The organism is Tautonia sp. JC769, from assembly GCF_040717455.1.
GTDB lineage: Bacteria > Planctomycetota > Planctomycetia > Isosphaerales > Isosphaeraceae > Tautonia.
The window spans coordinates 224,504-244,633 of the sequence record NZ_JBFEFH010000004.1 but is presented as its reverse complement, the minus strand read 5'-3'; the positions used below and the strand labels follow the sequence as shown (position 1 = coordinate 244,633).

Below are 20,130 nucleotides of genomic sequence, written 5' to 3'. Positions count from 1 at the left end.
TGCGGCGGACTCGTCGCGCTCCGAGCTTGAGGGGTATTCCATGCGTATCGCGATCCTGACCAACGAGTATCCTCCCCACATCTACGGCGGGGCCGGTGTCCACGTCGAGTACCTGACCGCCGCCCTGAACCGGGTCGAGCCCGGCCATCATTCCATCCAGGTCCTCAGCTTCGGCGACCAGGCGATCGAGGAGCCGAACTTCTCGGTCCGGGGCATCGAGCCGAATTGCGAGCTGCCCTATCACGATCCCCGGCACAAGAAGTTCTCGGAGACGATGCTCCGGAACCTGATCATGTCGGGGACCCTCGAAGGCGTCGACGTGGTCCACTGCCACACCTGGTACACCCACCTGGCCGGCTGCCTGGTCAAGCAGCTCGCCGGGGCGAAGCTCGTGCTGACGACCCACTCGCTCGAACCCCACCGCCCCTGGAAGCGCGAGCAGCTCGGCACGGCCTACGACGCGAGCACCTGGGTCGAACGGACCGCGTACCAGAATGCCGACGGCATCATCGCCGTCTCCGACTCCATGCGCGATGACGTCCAGGAGCTCTACGGCGTCTCCGCCGATCGGATTCGCGTGATCCACAACGGGATCGATCTCCAGCAATACTCCCCGACGCATGATCACGCGGTGCTCGATCGGTACGAGATCGACCGCTCCCGCCCCTTCGTCCTGTTCGTGGGGCGGATCACGCGGCAGAAAGGGATCATCCACCTCGTCGACGCGATCAAGCACCTCCGGTCTGACACGCAGGTCGTCCTCTGCGCCGGCGCCCCCGACACCGAGGAGATCGGCCGCGAGATGACCGAGCACGTCGATTGTGCTCGTCGCGAGGCACAGAACCCGATCCTCTGGATTCCCAAGGTCCTGCCGAAAGAGGACATCATCGCCCTCTACTCCCAGGCCGCGCTGTTCGTCTGCCCGTCCGTCTACGAGCCGTTCGGGATCATCAATCTGGAAGCGATGGCCTGCGGGACGCCCGTGGTCGCCTCGGCCGTCGGCGGGATCAAGGAGGTGGTGGTGCCGGAGAAGACCGGCCTGCTCGTCCCCTTCGAACCCCGAGGGGGCGCCGACGATCACCAGGCGCACGAGCCCAGGGATCCCGAACAGTTCGCCCGGGACCTCGCCGCGGCCATCGACCGCCTGCTCAGCGACCCCGAACAGCTGAAACAGATGGGGAATCGCAGCCGGGAGCGGGTGGAACACTTCTTCAGTTGGGAGAGCGTGGCTCGCTGGACGATGGATTTCTACTGGGATCTCGTCCAGGCCTGACGAGCGTCCCCGTCGCGTCCGCCCGCGGCCCCGACCGGACCGGGGCCGCTTCTCATGTTCATCCCGCGATCCGATCGGAGGCATCCCCCCGGCGAATCACGGCCGCCCCGAACGTGAACCCACCGCCGAAGGCGGTCAGGCCGATGGTGTGGGCCTCGTTCACGCGCCGGGGGGCCGCCGCGAGCGCCAGGGGGATGCTCGACGAGGATGTGTTGCCGAACGTCCCGAGTTCGATCAGGACCCGGTCTTCGGGGAGCTTCAATCGCATGCGAATGTCCTGGATGATCCGGGCATTCGCCTGGTGGGGGACGATCAGATCGAGATCGGCCGTGCTCAACCCTTCTCGATCGCACGACGCTTCGAGCATCGTGATCATCCGCCTGACGGCCTCCGCGTAGACCCGGAGCCCATCCATCTTCAGCGTGCCGGACCCGGCATGCGGCACCCGGAGCACGTCGCCCGGCTCGCCTCGGGCGGAAATCACCGGCCGGTTCAGCCTCCCGAGCGTCAACTCGTGCGGAAGATCGGCCTCCGGGCCGCCGATCAGGGTCGCGGTCGCCGCGTCTCCGAACAGGATGGCGGTGTCGAAATCGTCGGCGTCCGCGATGGGCGAGAGCGCCTCGGCCGTGACGAGCAGCACGCGGGCATCGGGTTGTGATCGCGTGAAGTCGTACGCGGTCGCCAATCCGTAGAGGTAGCCCGAGCAGGCCGCGGACAGGTCATACGCCGGCACTTCCGGAGGGCTCTCCGACCCTTCCCCCAGGGCATGCAGCACCCGGCACGCCAGCGAGGGGGTCATCACGCCGGGGGTCCCCGTGCAGCAAATCAACAGGTCGAGATCGCTTGCCGAGATTCCCGCCCGGTCGAGCGACTCTCGCGCGGCCGAGACCGCGAGCGAGAACGCCGATTCCCCCTCAGAGAGGCGGTATCGCGATCGGATCCCCGTCCGTTTCCGGATGTCCTCGGCCGACCTGCCCGGAAACCGCGCGAGCACATCCTCATTCGTCACGACCCTCGAACCCACCGCCACCGACGGTCGGACGAGGCGAATCAGCGTCTCCGTGCGATCTGCGTTGGTCTGCTGCGGGGAGGGCGTACGTCGCGGTCGGAGGATGGGCCGACCGTGTTCCTCTCGCGTGAGCCTGCGCGGCTGTGTCCGGACCTGACGCTCGTCGGGTTCCAGCTCCAGCAAGGGGGCGCCGACCCTCAGGCTCTCGCCGTCCCGGGCCAGGAGCCTCCGGATCCGGCCGTCGCCCGGCGCGACGAAGTCGAACACCGCCTTGTCCGCAACCAGTTCCGCGATGGTCGCCCCGCTGCGGACCCGATCCCCCTCCTTGACCTTCCACGAGAGCACGGTCACGGCCTCATCGGCCGGGCTCGGCCCCCGGGCGGCAACGGTCGTCGTCGTCGTACTGCCCTGCGAAGCCTCCGACTCCCAGTCGAGGCCCAGTTCGAGCATCTCCGACGCCGCCTCCAGCGTCCGGCGGAACGAGGGGAGGATCTCAAGCTGCGCCGAGAAGTTGCAAGGAATGTAGGTGTCTGGGCGTGTGACTCTCTTGAATCGGACGCCCTGCCCCACGTGCTCGGCCACGTCGGCGACCACCTCGGCCCCGAACCCGCAGGTCTGGTTGTCCTCGTGAATGACGATCAGCCGGCCCGTCCGCCGGGCCGACGCCCGGACGGAGTCGCGGTCCCAGGGCGAGAGGGATCGGAGGTCAAGTACGTCGGAGGATAAGCCGGTTTGGTCGGCGATCGTGTCCGCGACCTTTTCCGCAAGGGGGACGGTTGCCCCCCAGGTCACCAGCGTCAGGGCGTCGCCCTCCCGGCAGAACCGGGCCCGACCGATCGGGACGCGCTGCTCCGTCACGTCGGCCGAGGTGGTCCGATCGCGGTCATTCAGCCCGATCTTCGGGTAGAACACGATGGTCGGCCGCCCCGACTCGAACGCCGCGTTGAGCAGCCCCGCGGCATCCCCCGCGCTCGACGGCATGACCACGTCCACGCCCGGCACGTGGGCGGCCAGCGCCTCCATCGTCTGCGCGTGGAACGGGCCGAGGCCGGGCCGATAGCCCCCGCAGGCGACCATCAGGATCACGGGGCATGAAAACGTGCCCGCGCTTCGCCACCAGAGGCTCCCCAGCTCCGAATGGATCTGATTGAAGGCGACGGGCAGGAAGTCCGCGAATTGCAGGAACGCGACCGGCCGTTCCCCCACCATCGCCCGGCCGATCGCCCCCCCCACGATCGTCGATTCCGCCAGGGCCGCGTTGATCACTCGGCCCGGGAAGGCCGTGCTCAGGCCCCTCGTGACGCCGAAGACGTCCCCCTTCGGGTCCTCGATGTCCTGCCCCGTCAGGGTGACTCGCGGGTCGGTTTCCAGGCGATGGCGCAGGACCTCCCGCATCGCCTCGATCATCGTGAGGCGGGTGCCGTTCTCCTCCCCCCGGTATTCCAGGCCGGGATCGCCCAGCCCCGGCGGCAGCGGGGCCTTGGCGTCGCAGACCGGCGGCGGATCGGCCGCATTCAGGGCCCCTGACACCGCGTCGAGGACCTGGGCCTCGGCCTCGGCCTCGATCGCGTCGAGCGCGGCGGGGGGGACCTGAGACTCGATCAGCCGTCGCCGCAAGATCGCCAACGGATCACCCGCTCGCCGCGCCCGCTCCCTCTCCTCCGCGCTGCGGTAGACCCGGTCGTCGTCGGCGTTCGTGTGGCTGGTCAGGCGATCGAGCGAGATCACCGCGATGGCGGGGAGGCGATCGGCCCTCATCCGCCCGATGATCGGCGCCAGCCCCGATTGCAACTCCACCGGGTCTCGGCCGTCGACCCGATGGAGGGGCAAGCCGTAGAAGGACTCCGGCTCGGCATGGCACTCCGGCAGCGAGTAGAACGTGCGGCCGGCGGTCCGGGTCGAGATGGAAAGCCCGTTGTCCTCGACCAGGAACAGGACCGGCAGCGACCGGCGCACCGCCTCGGCGATCGCCTCCAGGACCTCGCCCTGCTGCGACGTTCCATCCCCCATCGAGCAGACGACGATCGGCCGGCCGGGACGGTCGACCACCGCCGCGGCCACCCCCACCGCCTGCGGCGCATGGTTCCCCACCGGCACGTTCTGGCAAAGCAGGTGGAGCGCCGGGTCGCCCAGGAACGGCGTCATCTGCCGACCCAGCGAGGGGGATGCCCCGCTGGCGATCACGTTGTGCAGCAACGCGGCGGCCGGCACCCCGCGTCCCAACACGAGTGCCTTGTCCCGGTAGTGAAGATGAAGATAGTCGTCGGGGCGGAGCAGCGGCGCCAGCGCGGCCATCGACTCGTGCCCGGTGCACGGGCACGAGAAGAACGCCAGGCCCCGAGCCGTCAGGTCGTGCTCGGCCTGATCGACCCGGCGTGCGGTCGCCATCGCCCGATAAACGGGGACCCAGGCGTCACCGGAGATCGCGGGGACGCGCTGGGTGAAACGACGATGGACGACGGGGGGGATCCCCCGGCTCTGATCCTGCTGATTCATGTCCCGTCCCTGGGTCGAATCCGTCGAGGCAGGCCGTATGCCCGATCCCTCCGGGGCGTCGCGTGCCTTCCGTTTTGCACGCCAAGCCCGGAGAGGGAGAGCCGTGTCCTCAGGCCGCTCCCCCGGACCGGGAGGTCTCGGCAATCGCCCGATCAGGCGGCCGACTTCGACCGAAGCTGACGGCCCAACTCGGCCATCAAATCGGAAATGCGCTGGAAGTCGGGGACGGCGTCGAGGTCAAGCTCGATGCCGTGGACGTCTTGAAGTCGCATCAAGACGGCCACCAGGTCGAGCGAGTCCAGCGCCAGGTCCTCGAACAATCGTGAATTGGGCTCCATCGCGGTCTCCCGAGACGCTTCGCTGCAATCACGAATCGCCTCGGAGACCGATCGGAACAGCTCCGGATCGGTCACGGCTCTCTCCCACTCCTGGCGTCCTGGGGTCGGTATCGACGTGGCAGCCCGAGCCAGACAGGCCGGCCCGAGGCTGCGCGGAACACGCTCTTGCGCTCGGGGCGATCGCGACGGCGACAACCCGGGGAGTCATCGCTTGGTTTCGGACCGGGGCGGAACCCGACTTGAATGATCCGCCCCCTTACGATCGACCGCCCCCCGTCCTCTCATCGACCGGGGCACCCCGCCTCTCACATCGTCATCCGGAAGAGGACGTCGTAGCCGATGATCACAATCGCCACATCCGCGAAAATGTGACTGACATAACACGGCCAGAGCGTCCGGTCGTATGCGAAGAGGGCCGACCAGACCACCGCCCCGAGGAAGACGCCGAGGCTCCCCAGCACCACCAGGCCCCCGTCGACCCAGGCCGACAGGGCGACGACGTGATGCACCGTGAACGCCAGCGCCGCCAGCGCGACCGCCATCCCTTGCCGGGCCTCCCAGCCCCACCGGGCCGGGGTCAGCGTCTCCAACTGCCGGTACACGAACCATCGCCAGACGAACTCTTCCAGCAACGAGTTCAGCAGGATGATGAAGCCGAACATCGCCGCGAACTGGAACGGGTCGTCGAAGCCCGTCTGCCTGGCCCGGCTGCGCAGGCTGGGCAGATCGACCCGATCGGCGATCAGGGCGTACGCCCCCAGCATCACCAGCAGGATCACGACCCCCGTCGCCAGCCCGAGCATCAACCCGGCCCTGCTCGGCTTCCCGAACGGCAGGCGGACCCGCTCGATTCGGACGGCCCAGAACAGCGGGAACGCGACCATCCAGGCCCGGCTCAAGAGGTTGATCCCCAGCCCGAGCGGCCCGGGCAGGGCGAGCAGCATCGCCGCCACGCCCAGGCTCTGGGCCGGGCCGATCAGGACCAGGGCCGTCACGGCCCGCCGACGCGATCGATCAATCCCCTCGTTCATGGTTCCGTCACACCGATCCTTTGCCCGATTCGGGACCGCGACGGGCAAGTCGACCGATGGCCTCTCGGGCCCACTGCTCCGACGGCGGCCCGTACGGGCGGAACTTCTCGAACTGCCCCGCCTCCTCGCTCACGAGCAAGGCCCGTTGCATCCCGAGCCGATTGGCCAGCGGCGAATCGATCAAGGTCGAGGAATCGGCCGAGGACATCTGGAACAGGACCCGGTGTTCCAGCTCCCGCAGCGTGGCCCGGTCGAACGTCCGGTTCAGGTTGTTCAGCGTATCGACCCAGACGATCACGTGGACCCCATGCACCGGCCCATCCCGCAGGATCGTCCCGAGCAGATCCGAGGGCTTGGCCGGCTCGTCCGGATCGGGGGTGGAGAAGCTGAAATCATCCTCACCTTTTCGCAGTTGGCGGAAGCGCTGCAGGTCGTGGATGAGCAGGTAGAGCGGCGCCGCGTCCGTGACGCCTTCATCCCGCCGTGCCTCGACCTCGGCGGCGACCTCGGCGATACTCGACTCGACCTGGCCCCAGGAACTCGCGATCGCCTCATTCGGCAACGCTTCCGCGATCCGCGGCAGGTCGCCCGACCTCGGGTCGTCCCCCGGCGTCCCGTCGAGCAGGACGAATCGCGCATCGGGCCGGTGCGCGGCGAGGCTGATCATCGCCGTCGCCATCAGGCCTCGGGCGGCTTCCTCGTTCTGCCCGACGATGAGCAGGTGAGCCCCGGCGAGCCTGCGGAAGTGCATCGCCGTCGGGGCCTTGATCGCCACCGGCTCGCCGAGCCAGGCGAACGAGGCCTTCGGCAAGGGATCGGGGTAAGCGTCCGCCTCGAGCAGGGCCGCGAGCGGCTCGTTGTTGGCCGCGTCGGGCGCGATGTTCCCCTCGAAGACGATCGGCTTGCGGACCCGGACCCCGCGATCCTCCACCAGGTTCGCGATCCGGCGGAGATACTCCTCGCGGCGCTCGTCGGGCAGCCAGACGACCTGAAAGATGTTGTTCCCTTCCAGTCGGCCGTTCGCGTCGTTGTAGATTGCTTCGCCCGGGCGCGAGAGCAGCCGCGCGGCGGTGTTGTCATCGCTCAGGATCAGGCTGGCGTCCGCCTCGCTGCACTGCAGGGCGATCCGCACCGCCATCTGGCCGATGGTCGCCCTGGCCAGCGTGTAGGCGCCGGCGAGCGTCTGCGAGCCGAGATGCACGTGAATCCCGAACGCCCGCCCTTGCCTCACCAGGCGGTCGAGCAGCAGGGCGGCCTCCTGGGCGATCTTGTCGTCCTCGACGAAGAACTCCTGAAATTCATCCACGACCAGGAGGATGCGGGGCATCGGCACCTCGGGGCGGGCCGACCGGAAGGCGGCGACGTCCTGCGTGCCCGCGTCCCGGAACAGATCCCCCCGCGATCCCAGTTCGGCGTCGAGCCGCTGCAGGACCGACAGGCCGAACTCCCGCTCGCTCTCGACCGCGATGACCCGCGCGTGGGGCAGGCGATGCGTCGCGTAGGCCTTGAACTCGACCCCCTTCTTGAAGTCGATCAGATACAGTTCGAGCTGGTCGGGGGCATACGTCAAGGCGGCGCTCGTGATCATCGCATGCAGGAGCGTCGACTTGCCCGATCCTGTCTTCCCCGCGATCAACACATGCTGCGCCGTCCCCGATCCGAGCTTGAGTTGCTGGACCTTCGTCGCCCCGGCCCGGCCGAGGGGAATGGCCACCCCTTTCCCGCTATCGCCTCGCCAGTACTCCTCCGGGGCCGGGGCCAGGAAGTCGAACGGCACCTCGACCCGGCTGGCCCCCTCGGCCCGCTTCCCGACGGCCCGGACCACCCCCGAGAACACGTCGGGCGAGGGCGGTCCATCGAGCGTCAACGGGAATCCGCCCTGGAGCGGCTCCGACCATCGCACCCGGCCTTCCCGCCATTGCAAGACCGCGCAGTGCCGTTCCAGGTCCTTCAGGTCGATCCCCTGCGGCATCTCCTGGCGAACATCCACCAAAACAATCACATGAACACCGCATCGAGGACCGCTCTGCGCGATGCTCAGCAGACGCCTCGCGGCCGCCTCGTTGAACCGGACCGGGAAATCGGCCACGACGAGGAACCGGAACGGCTCGGCCACCTCTCCGGCCCGGGCGTTATACTCGGTGATCGACTGATACTCGTTGCGCAGGTACTTCTGGATCACGTTCTCCATGTGCTCGGTCAGGTCCTGTAAACGCTGCTCGATGTGCTGCGTCTCGGTCCAGACCCGGCTCGTCACCAGCTGCTCATCCACGTCGGCCAGGTGCATGAACGCGGCGAACGTCTGGCCCAGCCCCACCGGGTCGATCATCGTGAACCGCGCCTTGCCGGGCGGGAAGCCGGTCAGGATGCGCAGCATGATCGCCTGGATCGTCTCCAGGGCGTCGGCCCGCCCCTCGGCATCGGCCTTCAGCAGGAACGAGCACCCCTCGGGAGACCGCACGATCGCCGGGGGCTCGAAGTGGTCGGGCAGCCCTTCCATCAGGCCCGGGTCTGCGGGCCTCCCCTGGGGAAACATGTCGAGGTCGACCCGAAGCCGACCGAACCGGAGGGCCGGCGGAATCGAGCCGGGGACCGGGGCGTCATCCCTGGCCGCGGCCTCGAACGACGGGAATCGGCGTTCAATCTCCGATTCGACCAGCTCCAGGGTATCCCGCACCCCGGCCAGGCCCGATCGCCAGCGATCGGCCAGCGCGGCGGCCTCGGCCTCGGTCCGCTGTCGGGCGGCGGCGGTGGCCTGTTCATACCCGGCGCGGAGGCGATCCCGTTCGGCCTCGAATCGTTTCTGAATTTCCGGGGTTCTCTGTGCCACTTCCTCGTCGATCCGGCGCAACATGTCGTCCCGTTTCGCCGTCGCGTCGGCGATGGCCGTCCGAGCTGCCTCCTCGGCCGAGGTGATCGCCGCCTGGGCCTGGCTCCGGGCCTCCGCCGCGGCGGCCTTGGCCCGGGCGTCGGCCGCCGCTTGCTCGTGGTCTCGGGTGCTCAGGAGTTTCTGCTCCCGGCCTTGATGGGCCGCGACCGCCTCCTTCCGAGAGCGGACCACCTGATCGGCGGCCCGGTTGATCGCCCCTTGAAGCGGCCCCAAAGCCCTCTGCGCCTGCACCCGAGCGGTCGCATACAACCAGATCGCCAGGATCACCCCCACGACGGCCCCGATCCCGCCTCCGGCGGCCGGACCAATCCAGCCCTCCCGCAGGAAGAACCCGCCGCCTGCTCCCAGAATCGCCGGCAAGATCACCAGGGCTGCCGGGCGAATGCCCCGAAAGAGCTTCGGCAGGGTGAGATTCCGCAGCTCGTCGAAGCGTTGCTCGGCCTCGTCAAGCGCGGCGTTGGCGGCGTCCGCCGTGGGGGTTTCTTCCGTGGTTGGAGACGCGGCAGTATCGACCTCCACCCCCCTGGCGGCCGATTGCAGGCGACAGACGCCCAGATGCTCATCGATCTCCGCCCGGATGGCCTTGAGCCGGGAATTGACCTCGGTCAGTTGGTTCTGGGTGCGTTCGAGTTCCCCCTTGGCGTCGTTCAGGCCGGCCTCGCAGATGGTGCCGACCTCCCAGCGCTGGTCGGCCTGGGCCTGCTTGATCGCCTCGATCCGCTCCCGATACTGCTGCTCGGTCTTCGCCTTGCTCGACTTCAGGGCGGCCTCGGCCCCCGTGCTGGCGGTCTCGAACGCGGCGTTGGCCGCGGCGGGAATCTCCTTCGCCCGCCGGTCGAGCGCGGCGCGGTGTTGCTGGTACTGGGTCTCGTTCGCCTTGCTCGCCTGCTCGAACGCCCGGCGAGCGGCCTCGGTCCGCTGGGCGTGGTCCTGCTCCAGCTTCGTCTCGGCCTCGGCCCGTTCGGCCACCCGCTGCGCCAGCGCCTTCAGGGCGGCCGACTGGCGGCCGACGGGGTCCTGAGCGTTCGTCACCAGTTCCGACATCGGGGCGTGCCCTCCGCGTGCGATTGGCTTCGACCTCGAACAATCCAAAAAAAAGGGATGGCCCGTCCCCGCGTCCGGCCTCGACCGCGTCTCAAATGATTCGCGCGAGGGCGCCGAGGCCCCCTCGGATCAGACGCTCCATGCGAGATGACGTGTCACTCCGATCATTCCCGCCCCGTCCTCCCGAGACAAGGGGGGCTCGGCCGGCCCGATCGGCCGCCACGCACCTCGGCCCTCGCAATCCGGTCAACCCCTTGCGTCCCCGGGACGGCCGGGCCCCCTCCAAAGTCGCCGCCCCTGCAATTGGCGCGATCGACCTTCCCGGCTATGCTCGGGGTCGACTGCCCGAGCCCACTCCATCCACCACGGGCACCGAGCGACCTCATCAAGGACGGAACGCCCCATGCTCGCCGCGAACCTCGGCGCCAGGGATTATCTCGATCGCGTCTGCCGCGAGATCCAGCGGATCGACGCCGCGGAGCTCGAGACCGTGGCCGACCTGATCGAGCGTGCCTACCACGCCGATCGCTTCGTCTTCGTCATCGGCAACGGCGGATCGGCGTCGAGTGCCTCGCACCTCTGCGAGGACCTCAACAAGTGCACCCTGCGCGACTTCGAGTCCCAGAAGCGCCTGAAGGTCCTCAGCCTGACCGACAACACCGCCGGGATCATGGCCTGGGCCAACGACGAGGGGTACGACCGCGTCTTCCTCGAACAGTTGAAGACCTACGCCTCCCCCGGCGACCTGCTGCTGGCGATCTCCGGCTCGGGCAACAGCCCGAACATCCTCAAGGGGGTCGAGTGGGCCAACGCCCACGGCCTGACGACCGTCGGCATCACCGGCTATTCCGGCGGCACGCTCCGCGAGGTCGCCCATCACAGCCTCCACTGCCCGGTCGACGACATGGGCACGGCCGAGTCGTTGCACCTGGTCGCCTTCCACTGGCTGATCGGCGACCTCTACCGCCGCATGTCCGGGCCCGAGGCCTCGGGAAGCCCGGCCTGATCCGATGCCCTCGGCCCGGGGAGGCGGCGCACCATGGTCAAACCGCTCTTGCTCGGCGTCGAGATCGGCGGCACGAAACTCCAGGTCGGGCTCGGCCACGGCGACGGGGCGATCGTCCGGCTCCGACGGGCCCCGATCGATCCCGCCGCCGGCGCCGCCGTCCTCCGCGAGCAGATCCTCGAAGAGGCCGACCGCGCCTGCTGGGCCCACGGCGTGACCCGAGAGGCGATCGAGGCCGTCGGCATCGGCTTCGGCGGGCCGATTGACGCGGAAGAGGGCATCACGATCACCTCGCACCACGTCTCCGGCTGGGACCGCTTCCCGCTCCGCGACTGGTGCCGGTCGCAATTCCGGACCGAGGCCGTGGCGATCGAGAACGACGCCGATACCGCCGGCCTGGCCGAATCCCGCTTCGGCGCCGGCAAAGGGGGGGCGACCCCTTTGCTGTACGTGACGATCGGCAGCGGGGTCGGCGGCGGCCTGATCCTCGACGGCCGGATCCACCGCGGCACCGGCCTCGGCGCGGCCGAGATCGGCCACCTCTGGGTGATCCCCCCCGACGCGGACGGCCGGGGGGGCCGCACCGTCGAGCAATCGGCCTCCGGCTGGTCGATCACCCGCTTCGCCCGCGAGGCGATTTCCTCCGGGGCTCCGGGCTCGGAAACCCTCGCCGACCTCGTCGATGGCGATCTCGAACAGCTCAACGCTGAGGTCGTCGCCCTGGCCGCCGGCCTGGGAGACGCCTGCTCGCTCGCCCTGCTCGACCAGGCCGCCCATGCGCTTGCCGCCGGGCTGGCCCATGCCGTCACCCTGCTCGGCCTGAGGCGGATCGTCCTCGGCGGCGGCGTCTCCCTGATCGGCGAGGACCTCTGGTTCGCCCCCATCCGCCGCCGGCTCGAACAGCTCGTGTTCCCTGGGTTCCGAGGCTCGTTCGACCTCGTCTCGTCCGCCCTCGGCGAGTCGGTGGTGATCCACGGCGCCCTGGCCCTGGCCCGCGACGCCCGGGCCGCCCACCGGCAGGGTTCCGCGTAACTGGGCCACAGGGAGAATCGTGCGGATGCAGATTACCGACCTGGAAATCCTGGTCCTCGGCACCTCCTGGCGCAACCTGACGTTCGTCAAGCTGACCACCGACGACGGCCTCGTCGGCCTCGGCGAGGCCCGCCTCACCAACCGGACCGAGGCCTTGCTGGCCTACCTCGCCGCCGTCAGGGATCGCTACGTCCTCGGCATCGACCCGTTCGACACCGAGCGGCTCGTCCGCACGATGATCCACGGCGATCAGGGCCGGCCCGGCGAGATCGTCTCCACCGCCCTTTCCCTCATCGAAATGGCCTGCTGGGATCTCAAAGGCAAGGCCCTCGGCGTCCCCGTCTACAAGCTCCTCGGCGGCGCCGTCCGCGACACGATCCCCGCCTACGCGAACGGCTGGTATCGCGTCGATCGGACCCCCGCCTCCTTCGCCGAGGCCGCCCGGCGGGTCGTCGCCCGCGGTTACCGCGCCCTGAAGTTCGACCCGTTCGGCACGCTGCACGGCTCCCTCTCCCGATCCGACCTGCACGAGGTCGTCCGCCTCTGCGAGGCCGTCCGCGAGGCCATCGGCCCCGACGTCGAGCTGTTCCTCGACATGCACAGCCGGTTCGGCGTCACCGACGCCATCCGGATGATCCGGGCCCTCGAACCGCTCGACCTCGGCTGGGCCGAGGAACCGGTCGATCCGCTCGACGCTGCGGGACATCGCCGCGTGGCCGACGCCGTCTCCGTCCCCATCGCCACCGGGGAGCGTCTCTACCAGGCCGGCGAATTTCTGCCCTTCCTGGAACGGCGATCCTGTGCGATCCTGCAGCCCGACCTGACCCACTGCGGCGGCGTCGCCGAGCTGAAGTCGTTGGCCGGCCTGGCCGACCGCTTCGGGATGCTCGTCGCGCCCCACAACGTGGCCGGGCCGGTCGCCATGGCCGCCAACCTGCACGTCGCGGCCACCCTGCCCAACCTCCGGATCATGGAGACCTTCAACGACTTCGAGGCCGACGCCCCCCTGCCCTCGGGCGGCCCCGGGAACCCGGCCCTCGCCGCGGCCTCCGGCTGCCCGTCGGTGACCGACGGGGCGTTCCCCTTGCCCGAAGGGCCCGGCTGGGGCGTGACCCTGAACGAGGAGGTGATCCGCGCCCTGCCCTTCCGGCCGGGGCACTTCAACATCTTCGCCCCCGACTGGCACAAGAGGCGGGCTCTGGAATGATCGCCGGAGCCAGGGCCGTCCCCCGTCAACCTTCTCGGCACGATTGCCCGATCTTTGGGCAGCATGCCGTTTCGACAATCGACTGCCACATTGTCCAAACGTCCTTCGCGTCGCCGCGATCGGCGTTTCCTGGTGTCCCGGGGGAACTCTCGCCCCATCCATGTCCGTTTCGGGAAGACGGACGCCGCCGCCGGCACCGGCCGGAGCGTCGCCGAGTCCGGGTCATAACCCTATTTCAGGATAGCAATTGCGGAGAAACTCTCGACAACGTTCCCGGGCAGTGAACTCGACTGACGACCTTCGTGTCATGTTTTTTGTGCGAAACATCACGGAACAAATCGAGGGGGTGGTTGGATGAAATCGTGGCCCTTTTTCTGGACCCGGCCCTTGGTTTGCTCCTACAGTTTTATCGGCCGATGTCAGTGCCGGTGACGCTTCCGACTCCGGAAGCCGATCGCAGGATCAGGCCCGCCGAGACGCGTCGGGGCTCGCGGGACAGATCAGTTCTCCTCTCCCCCGGCGACCCGATCCGAAGCGTCATTGGTCCGTCCCGACTTTCGAGGATCGAAAATCGAGCCGTCCGGCGACATTCGGGTGTTCTATCGTCTACATTGTCATTGGGGCGTCTCTCGAGACGCCGAGACCGGCCAGGGATGGTCCTCATACCGCGGGGGGACTCGCCGATGCTCTCGACGAAGAAATTGTCCGAAGTCCAGCTCTGGCAGCGCAACCTCGCCTCGTTGATCCGGTCGGGGTTGTTCCTCCGGGCGGACCTCGGCGAGTCGAATGGGCTGCGAACCATCGTCGGCATTTACGGCGACGGCTCGTCCTCGGCTCCGATGGCGAAATATGCCGATCTCCGGAGGGCCGAAGACGCCCTGGAGATCATCAATCGTCTCGTCGAATCGGGCCAGGCTGCAGAGGTCAATTGATCGACGCGCTCTTTTGATATCATCGACCGGTCGGTATTTTTGTTCCCGATTCCCGGCAATCGCCCATCCGCCCGGACGCCCGTGATTCAATCGATCACGGTCGTCTCGGGCGTTTTTTCTGCGAGGAAGGCGGTCGACCCCGTTCCGGCGGGCTCCGCAGCGGGCGATTCGGCCCGCCCGGTCGATCCGAAGGGGAGGCCGCCCAGCCGACCTCGACGGCCGTCAGCGGGTCCACCTGCAGCCGAGAGAGGGCCTCGATCCCCAGCACCATGATGTCGCGCTCGCTCACCGTCCCCCTCGGGAAGCTGGAGAGCGAGACGTCGTACTTGTCGCTCGCGCCGAACAGGTGCATCAGCTCGTGCACGAACGTGATCGGGTCGGCGAACGGCGGCCCCGCCATCGGCGCCTCGAAGTCCTCCTCGCGGGCATAGCAGACGGCGACGGCCACCCCGGGGATGCCGGTCGCGTCGCTCGGCAGGGCGATCGACTTGCCGGCACGCCGGACGTGCAGGAGCCAGACGATCTGATCGGCCTCGATCCGGCGACCCACCCGGCCGAGCAGGTCCACCGGGTCCCTGAACCCGAGCAACCCGGCCGATCGGCCGAGGATCCCGAGAATCCGCTGCTCGGCGTCCGGGTCGGGCAGGCCGACGTCTCCCCATTCATCGGGCCGGAAGATCGCGACCTCGCGGTCCGCGTCGGCCTCGACCGTGGAAAAATAACAGTCCACCAGGTCGAGATTCACCGGGACCTGCCACCGGATCGCCTCCCGCTCGATCCACGCCCCGGCCCTTCGCAACGCGCGATGCGCCTTGACCAGCTCGTCGATCGACCAGCTCTTGCCGTCCCGACCGACGAAGAGCGAGACGATCGCCACCCTCCCGAGCAGCGGCGGATAGCGTCGCCCCCAGATCCGGAACCCGCGGAAGTCCTCCTCCTCGGGCCGAGGCTCCAGCCCCTCGAACCGTCGGAATTCCCAGCCGTCGACCGGGCTGCTCGCGATCACCCCGCCGATCGGGATGATGCCGACCTCCCCGTCCGCCGGGCGGTCGTCGCGGGGCGAGGCCGGCGGGACCATCGAGCGATCCGGGGGCAGCTCGCCCCCGTCATCCGGGCGCCCGGCCCTCGTCCGGGTCACGACCCTGACCGCCAGGCCGACGATCCCCCCGATCAGGGCCCCGAGCCCGACCAGGAGCCAGTCGGCCTGGTCGCCCCGATCCCGGATGAGCAGGGCGGTGGCGGCCGATCCCAGCACCAGCACCAGCACCAGCCCCGCCCCCAGCCCCCGGGATGTCCACCGCGAACCTGACTGCCCCATCGTCTTCTGAACCCTCGGCGCCGCCGATTCCCGAATCGCCCGCCCTTCCCCCGACGGCGATCGATCTTACCCGAACCACACGGGCGGAATCTCCCGCCGCCGGTTGATTCCGGATGGTCGCGTGCAAGTCTTGTCGAAACGGTCCCCGAACGGATACAGTGATCCATTCGACTTTCCCAGACCCTCCGGTCGCTTTTTCTTGATTCGCGGCATCCCGGCCGCACCGGCGCCGGGATGAGCGCTCACGGGAGCAAGAACTCCGAAATGTATGTCCCCAAGAAGCTGTTCTTCACCAAGGGCGTTGGCGTGCATCGTGAGAAGCTCTCCAGCTTCGAGCTGGCGCTGCGTGATGCTCGGATCGCCTACTATAACCTCGTCCGCGTGTCGAGCATCTTCCCGCCGAATTGCGAGGAGATCTCGATCGACGAAGGGTTACCGCAGCTTCAACCCGGCCAGATCGTGCACTGCGTGATGAGCGAGTGCGCCACGGCCGAGCCGAACCGCCTCTGCGCCGCCAGCGTCGGCGTGGCGATCCCCCGCGACCGCAACCGCTTCGGCTACCTCTCCGAGCACCACGCCTACGGCCAGAGCGAGCAGCACGCCTCGGACTACGCCGAGGACCTCGCCGCCGAGATGCTGGCCACCGTCCTCGGCGTCGAGTTCGACCCGGATAGCTCCTGGGACGAGAAGCGCGAGATCTGGAAGATCGCCGACGTGATCTACCAGACCAAGGAAGTCACCGCCACCGCCGTCGGCCATGCCCGAGGCCACTGGACCACGGTCGTCGCCGCGGCCATCCTCCTGCCCTGAGTGACGATCGATTTCCTCGGCCGTCGGCGGCCCTCACCTCCCCCGACGGCCGAGTCGCTCCGGCGTGACGTCGTGCTTCCCTTCGGTCGAATGCCGCTCGATCGCGATCGTTCGAGCACCCCATTGAGGGTCGGTCCATGGCAGAGAACGCGTACCTCCATCAGATCAGTCGTCACCGGATCGCCCCCCCCGCGGTCAACGGCGCCGTCTCGGCGGCCGACCTGATCGACCAGGCGATGCTCAGCTACAACGGCGGGCGGCTCCGCGAGCTTTGCCAGGTCTTCACCCGCAAGATGCTCGAACCGGATTGCACGGTCGGCCTGACGATCTCCGGCGCGTTGACTCCCGCCGGCCTCGGCATGAGCTGCCTGATCCCCCTCATCCAGGCCGGGTTCGTCGACTGGATCGTCTCGACCGGGGCGAACCTCTACCACGACACCCACTACGCCCTCGACCTGCCGCTCCACCAGAGCCTCCCCGGCCTCGACGACTTCCGCCTCCGCGAACACGACATCATCCGCATCTACGACATCGTCTTCGACTACAAGACCCTGCTCGATACCGACGCCTTCTACCGGGAGCTGCTCGCCAGCGACGCCTTCTCCCGGTCCATGAGCACCGCCGAGTTCCACTTCGAGGTCGGCAAGTATCTCCACGCCCGCTCCAGCGCCCTCGGCGGCACGCCCGGCAACAGCTTCCTCGCCGCCGCGTATGAGGCCGGGGTCCCCATCTACACCTCCAGCCCCGGCGACAGCTCGATCGGCATGAACGCCGCCGAACGCTCGCTGGCCGGCGGGGCCTTGCAGCTCGACACTCTCCGCGACGTGAACGAGACCGCCGCCATCGTCTACGCCGCCAAGCGCAGCGGCGGCACCTCCGGCGTGTTGATCCTCGGCGGCGGCAGCCCGAAGAACTTCATCCTCCAGACCGAGCCGCAGATCCAGGAAGTGCTCGGCCTGGAAGAATCGGGGCACGACTACTTCCTCCAGATCACCGACGCCCGGGCCGACACCGGCGGCCTCTCCGGCGCGACCCCCCACGAGGCCATGACCTGGGGTAAGGTCGATCCCGAACGCCTGCCCGACGCCGTCGTCTGCTACACCGACAGCACCATCGCCCTCCCCTTGCTGACCGCGCACGCCCTCGCCCGCCGCGAGCCTCGGCCCCTCAAGCGGCTCTACGACCGCCGCAACGACTTGTACGAGACCCTCCGCGCCTCCTACGACGAGCGCGTTTCCAGCGGCCTGCCCACCGGGATCGCCGCCCGCCAGAAGCAGAAAAGCCAAGGGCCCGACGAGCCTTCCCGTGACCCGAGCCACCCCGATACGATCGATCGCGCCCGATGACCCGGGCGCCCCGCCCTTGATCGAGGCCGCCGCGATCCTCCGCGCCGGCGGCCTCGTCGCCTTCCCGACCGAGACGGTCTACGGCCTCGGCGCCGACGCCACCGATCCCGAGGCCGTCGCCCGCATCTTCACCGCCAAGGGGCGGCCGTCCACCAACCCGCTGATCGTCCACGCCGACGGCCCCGACCTCGCCCGCCGGTGCGTCTCCGCCTGGCCCGAGGCCGCCGAGACACTCGCCCGCCGCTTCTGGCCGGGGCCCCTGACGCTCGTCCTGCCTCGCTCGCCCCTCATCCCCGACATCGTGACCGGCGGGCGCGACACCGTCGGCGTCCGCGTGCCCGAGGTCGCCGTCGCCCTCTCCCTCATTTCCCTGGTCGGCCGTCCCCTCGCCGCGCCCAGCGCCAACCGATCGAACCGCATCTCCCCCACCCGCGCCGAGCACGTCGCCCGCGATCTCGACGGGCGGATCGACCTGATCCTCGACGCCGGCCCGGCCTCCGTCGGCCTCGAATCGACGGTGCTCGACCTCTCCGGCGATCGCCCCCGCATCCTCCGCCCCGGCCCGATCGACGCAGATCAGCTTGCCGCCGTCCTCGGCGTCCCGGTCCTCTCCTCCGTCTCCTCCGAATCCTTCCCCCTCGCCGACCGCGCCGCCGCCAGCCCCGGCCTCCTGCCGATCCATTACGCCCCCCGGACCCCGGCCATTCGCGTCGAACCCGGTTCCCCACCCCCCGCGATCCCGGCCGAGACCTCCCTGGCCCTGATCGTCTGCGGCACCCCTGTTCCGGACTGGAACTCCCTCCACCCCTCCCTCCGCATCGACCTGCCCGACCCCGCGCAGGCTTCCCGCGCCCTCTATGATTCCTTGCACCGCTGCGACGCCTCGGGCGCCTCGTTGATCATCGTCCGGATGCCTCCCGATTACCCCTCGTGGGCCGCGGTCCGCGACCGCCTCCGGCGTGCGACCACCGCCCCCGAACCTCCGCCCCCCGACCGGCCTCCGACCTGAACCGGGACGTCTCGGGACGCACCTCGACCCCTCTCCAATCCTCACGGAGCCCGACCCATGCCTCGGCACGACGAGAAGCGGCAACTCCGGGAAACCAAGCGCGAGCTGAAACGCGCCGGCCAGAAGAAGGTCCGCGCCCGGGCCAGGCACCTCCTCGAATCCTCCCCCGAAGACGCCCACCTCGCCCGCGATTCCTTCGGCCGCTATTCCACCGCCCACCTCAACGGCATCGACCGCGACGCCACCCGTCGCCCTCGCCGCACGGACGCACCGGAGCCGTCCAGCAACGAGAAACCCCCGACGGATGACGACGTCAGCGCGTAATCACTCGGCGACCTGTTCGACGAGCCGTTTCATCTCCTCCTCGATCCGATCCGAACCGAGGTAGAAGAAGTCGTTGTGGTCCCCCGGCACGCGGAAGCTCGTCACCGGCCCGCCGGCGGCACGGGCCAGTTGGTCCGACATGCCGGCGGGGATCATCCGGTCGTCCGAGCCGTGGCCGATCAGGGTCGGGCAGCGGATGCCCTCGATCTTCTTCAGGTTCTCGAAGCGATGCTTGAGGAACAGGCCGAGGCCCGGGATCGGATAGAACCGGCGGACCATGTCGCGCATGCTCGTGAACGAGCTGAAGACCGCCAGGCCCGCGACCTCCTCCCGGCTGGCCAGATCCACCGCCACCGCCCCCCCGAGCGACCACCCCGCGGCGATGATCCGACTCGGATCAATGTCCGCTCGACTCTTCAAATGAGCCAGTGCCGCGTCGGCCGTCGCGTAGCACCCGCGTTCGCTGGCCTGCCCGCCGCTCAGCCCATAGCCCAGGTACTCGGCGATCATCACGTTCGCGCCCAGCCTGCGGAACGAGTCGAGCTGTTGCAGATTCCCCGACAGGCTGTCTCCATTGCCGTAGAAGAACAAAATCGTCGGCCGATGCCGGGCATCCTCCCGAGGCGAGCCGTCCGCCTCAAGGGCCGCGCCGAACAGCCCGACCACCGGTTCTCCCCCCTCGGCCGTCATCTCGATCCGCTCGACCCCATCGCGGGGAGCAACGGCATACCCGGCCAACCCTTGCGACATCTGGCCCGGGAAGATCAGCCTGGTTTGGAATCCCGAAAGCACGAGCATCAACCCCAGGTACACCAGCAGGACCATCCGGATCGGACGCACCAGGAGCGAACCAATCCTTCGCGAACGTCGGGCCTTAGTCGGGTCGGGACGATCGATCGTCATGTGTTTGCGTTTCCGCCCCGAAGGGTGGCCTCCGATCGTAGTTCTCTCCGACGATTGTAGAAGTTCGTGGGCCCTGCGACCAGCGATCACCCCAGGACACGAAGAAACCCCCGATCCCCCCGCGATGGTTCGCGAAGGAGATGGGGGCTGTCGAAGCGTCAG

15 protein-coding genes are annotated in these 20,130 nt (G+C 68.8%); 9 read left to right on the top strand and 6 right to left on the bottom strand.

The window, feature by feature from the left end; genetic code table 11:
- The first annotated feature begins 40 nt into the window (after nt 1-40).
- Complete coding sequence (gene glgA, locus AB1L88_RS06400; RefSeq protein ID WP_367095805.1) at nt 41-1,273, top strand: glycogen synthase; 1,233 nt, start codon at nt 41-43, stop codon at nt 1,271-1,273.
- Nucleotides 1,274-1,331: 58 nt separating this feature from the next.
- Here glgA and AB1L88_RS06395 read toward each other — a convergent pair whose 3' ends face one another.
- The 4 genes from AB1L88_RS06395 to AB1L88_RS06380 form a co-directional block, all read right to left on the bottom strand.
- A complete protein-coding gene (locus tag AB1L88_RS06395; protein WP_367095804.1) occupies nt 1,332-4,778 on the bottom strand; it encodes a beta-ketoacyl-ACP synthase 3 in 3,447 nt (1,148 codons plus the stop codon).
- 152 nt (nt 4,779-4,930) lie between these two features.
- Nucleotides 4,931-5,116 carry a phosphopantetheine-binding protein gene (locus AB1L88_RS06390; RefSeq protein WP_367095803.1) on the bottom strand — a complete coding sequence of 62 codons (186 nt, stop codon included), beginning with the start codon at nt 5,114-5,116 and terminating at the stop codon, nt 4,931-4,933.
- A gap of 305 nt (nt 5,117-5,421) precedes the next feature.
- The gene (locus AB1L88_RS06385) at nt 5,422-6,147 is read right to left on the bottom strand and encodes a CPBP family intramembrane glutamic endopeptidase (RefSeq protein WP_367095802.1); all 726 of its coding nucleotides are present in this window, start codon (nt 6,145-6,147) and stop codon (nt 5,422-5,424) included.
- A gap of 7 nt (nt 6,148-6,154) precedes the next feature.
- Nucleotides 6,155-10,081, bottom strand: a complete 3,927-nt coding sequence (locus AB1L88_RS06380; RefSeq protein ID WP_367095801.1) for an FtsK/SpoIIIE domain-containing protein — start codon at nt 10,079-10,081, stop codon at nt 6,155-6,157.
- Between the two features lie 403 nt (nt 10,082-10,484).
- Here AB1L88_RS06380 and AB1L88_RS06375 point away from each other — a divergent pair, with 403 nt between their 5' ends.
- The 4 genes from AB1L88_RS06375 (at nt 10,485) to AB1L88_RS06360 (ending at nt 14,258) form a co-directional block, all read left to right on the top strand.
- Nucleotides 10,485-11,087 (top strand): SIS domain-containing protein, encoded by a 603-nt coding sequence (locus AB1L88_RS06375; protein WP_367095800.1) that lies wholly within the window; start codon nt 10,485-10,487, stop codon nt 11,085-11,087.
- A 33-nt stretch (nt 11,088-11,120) separates the two neighbouring features.
- A complete protein-coding gene (locus tag AB1L88_RS06370) occupies nt 11,121-12,119 on the top strand; it encodes an ROK family protein (RefSeq protein WP_367095799.1) in 999 nt (332 codons plus the stop codon).
- Nucleotides 12,120-12,144: 25 nt separating this feature from the next.
- Nucleotides 12,145-13,326 carry a mandelate racemase/muconate lactonizing enzyme family protein gene (locus AB1L88_RS06365; RefSeq protein ID WP_367095798.1) on the top strand — a complete coding sequence of 394 codons (1,182 nt, stop codon included), beginning with the start codon at nt 12,145-12,147 and terminating at the stop codon, nt 13,324-13,326.
- Nucleotides 13,327-14,009: 683 nt separating this feature from the next.
- Nucleotides 14,010-14,258, top strand: coding sequence for a hypothetical protein (locus tag AB1L88_RS06360; RefSeq protein WP_367095797.1), 249 nt, complete (start codon nt 14,010-14,012; stop codon nt 14,256-14,258).
- A 94-nt stretch (nt 14,259-14,352) separates the two neighbouring features.
- Here AB1L88_RS06360 and AB1L88_RS06355 read toward each other — a convergent pair whose 3' ends face one another.
- A complete protein-coding gene (locus tag AB1L88_RS06355) occupies nt 14,353-15,576 on the bottom strand; it encodes a hypothetical protein (RefSeq protein ID WP_367095796.1) in 1,224 nt (407 codons plus the stop codon).
- A gap of 264 nt (nt 15,577-15,840) precedes the next feature.
- On the opposite strand from AB1L88_RS06355, the gene AB1L88_RS06350 reads away from it, so the two are divergent.
- The 4 genes from AB1L88_RS06350 (at nt 15,841) to AB1L88_RS06335 (ending at nt 19,065) form a co-directional block, all read left to right on the top strand.
- On the top strand, nt 15,841-16,386 hold the full coding sequence (locus AB1L88_RS06350) for an arginine decarboxylase, pyruvoyl-dependent (RefSeq protein ID WP_367095795.1): 546 nt from the start codon (nt 15,841-15,843) through the stop codon (nt 16,384-16,386).
- 137 nt (nt 16,387-16,523) lie between these two features.
- Nucleotides 16,524-17,732, top strand: coding sequence for a deoxyhypusine synthase (gene speY / locus AB1L88_RS06345; protein ID WP_367095794.1), 1,209 nt, complete (start codon nt 16,524-16,526; stop codon nt 17,730-17,732).
- Nucleotides 17,692-18,741: an L-threonylcarbamoyladenylate synthase gene (locus AB1L88_RS06340; RefSeq protein WP_367095793.1), complete on the top strand. Its 1,050-nt coding sequence runs from the start codon at nt 17,692-17,694 to the stop codon at nt 18,739-18,741. Before speY ends, AB1L88_RS06340 begins: the two co-directional genes overlap by 41 nt.
- Nucleotides 18,742-18,798: 57 nt before the next feature.
- On the top strand, nt 18,799-19,065 hold the full coding sequence (locus AB1L88_RS06335) for a hypothetical protein (protein WP_367095792.1): 267 nt from the start codon (nt 18,799-18,801) through the stop codon (nt 19,063-19,065).
- Here AB1L88_RS06335 and AB1L88_RS06330 read toward each other — a convergent pair whose 3' ends face one another.
- Entirely contained in the window at nt 19,066-19,905 is an 840-nt protein-coding gene (locus AB1L88_RS06330) for an alpha/beta hydrolase (RefSeq protein ID WP_367095791.1), read from the bottom strand.
- Nucleotides 19,906-20,130 lie beyond the last annotated feature (225 nt).

Coding starts and splice junctions, on each gene's coding strand:
- glgA (WP_367095805.1), top strand. CDS start 41: ATGCGTATCGCGATCCTGACCAACGAGTATCCTCCCCACATCTACGGC.
- AB1L88_RS06395 (WP_367095804.1), bottom strand. CDS start 4,778: ATGAATCAGCAGGATCAGAGCCGGGGGATCCCCCCCGTCGTCCATCGT.
- AB1L88_RS06390 (WP_367095803.1), bottom strand. CDS start 5,116: ATGGAGCCCAATTCACGATTGTTCGAGGACCTGGCGCTGGACTCGCTC.
- AB1L88_RS06385 (WP_367095802.1), bottom strand. CDS start 6,147: ATGAACGAGGGGATTGATCGATCGCGTCGGCGGGCCGTGACGGCCCTG.
- AB1L88_RS06380 (WP_367095801.1), bottom strand. CDS start 10,081: ATGTCGGAACTGGTGACGAACGCTCAGGACCCCGTCGGCCGCCAGTCG.
- AB1L88_RS06375 (WP_367095800.1), top strand. CDS start 10,485: ATGCTCGCCGCGAACCTCGGCGCCAGGGATTATCTCGATCGCGTCTGC.
- AB1L88_RS06370 (WP_367095799.1), top strand. CDS start 11,121: ATGGTCAAACCGCTCTTGCTCGGCGTCGAGATCGGCGGCACGAAACTC.
- AB1L88_RS06365 (WP_367095798.1), top strand. CDS start 12,145: ATGCAGATTACCGACCTGGAAATCCTGGTCCTCGGCACCTCCTGGCGC.
- AB1L88_RS06360 (WP_367095797.1), top strand. CDS start 14,010: ATGCTCTCGACGAAGAAATTGTCCGAAGTCCAGCTCTGGCAGCGCAAC.
- AB1L88_RS06355 (WP_367095796.1), bottom strand. CDS start 15,576: ATGGGGCAGTCAGGTTCGCGGTGGACATCCCGGGGGCTGGGGGCGGGG.
- AB1L88_RS06350 (WP_367095795.1), top strand. CDS start 15,841: ATGTATGTCCCCAAGAAGCTGTTCTTCACCAAGGGCGTTGGCGTGCAT.
- speY (WP_367095794.1), top strand. CDS start 16,524: ATGGCAGAGAACGCGTACCTCCATCAGATCAGTCGTCACCGGATCGCC.
- AB1L88_RS06335 (WP_367095792.1), top strand. CDS start 18,799: ATGCCTCGGCACGACGAGAAGCGGCAACTCCGGGAAACCAAGCGCGAG.